This window comes from Paenisporosarcina sp. TG20 (assembly GCF_000286315.1).
In the GTDB taxonomy this organism is placed as follows: Bacteria; Bacillota; Bacilli; order Bacillales_A; family Planococcaceae; genus Paenisporosarcina.
In genome coordinates this window covers 1-948 of the sequence record NZ_ALJG01000045.1, presented here as the reverse complement: position 1 = coordinate 948, position 948 = coordinate 1, and the positions used below count along the sequence as shown (strand labels likewise).

1 protein-coding gene is annotated in these 948 nt (G+C 34.3%); it reads right to left on the bottom strand.

All coding sequences use genetic code 11. The features are described from left to right. Positions 1–243: 243 nt before the first annotated feature. The gene (locus B371_RS0100225) at positions 244–519 is read right to left on the bottom strand and encodes a YqhV family protein (protein ID WP_019412365.1); all 276 of its coding nucleotides are present in this window, start codon (positions 517–519) and stop codon (positions 244–246) included. Between the last annotated feature and the right edge of the window lie 429 nt (positions 520–948).

Here is a 948-nt window from a genome sequence, read left to right as displayed (position 1 = left end):
CACTTGGCGCTCTGTCTTTATTTAATATTTGTCTTTCAATTACTGACCCCGATACAATTGGAATATTATTGGTTAATTTCCTTAATCAAGACCATAGTTACCCCAATCAGGTAATGATGCCTCAATCATCGTATTAGTTCCCTAATTTAAGCGGAGATTATAGTCTATTATATGTAAATTACTTAAAAAGGCGGTAAGGTCCTTTTCTATGTAGGTAAAACTAACATGACAAACTAAAAATTTTCATTTAGCTTTTAAACTGAAAAGAATAAGAAAGATACCACTAAAGAGGCAAATGATTCTTGTTAATGAAATTTTTTCAGTAAGACCGTATAATCCAATACCCGTCGTAACGATCAACACAACTGGACCTACCAATGCAAGAAGAGAATTGATATACAGGGCTTTTTCTAAATCATTTAATTTAAACATCAATAACGCAGCTGATACCTCTATACTTCCTGAAAGCAATCTCAATATAATCATCAAAAGTAGTGCCTTTTCAATTAGAATAGCCATCTTATTATCACCCTCTATAAATCATTCTTAATATGAATCTAATATCCAATGACATGAAATGATTATTAAACTAAACTCTCTGAAAAAAAATAAACTGGAACTATAGTAATCCCCCAGTTCAGAACATGTGCTAAGGTTCTCCTTCCTAAAGTGTATGTATTCTTCCCCACTTTTATCATTGTTTTATGAGGTTTAGATATAAAGTTACCTCAAAGAGCATTCTCTTTAATTCGTCTAAACTTGTAATCATGGTTATAAACGCAGTTGTTATAATATCTATTTATTTAACAACAAAAAAAACCGAGCAAAGTACGCCCGGCCCTTTTAAGAAGAATCACCATAGAAACCCGTTGATTTCCGCTACGGTGGACGCTTTTCGCGGGCATGGCTTCAGTCTCCTCGGGCCAACAGGATGTTGGCCCGCGAAGA

Bases quoted from the DNA above. Each gene is read 5' to 3' on its own strand.
- B371_RS0100225 (WP_019412365.1), bottom strand. From the start codon at position 519: ATGGCTATTCTAATTGAAAAGGCACTACTTTTGATGATTATATTGAGA.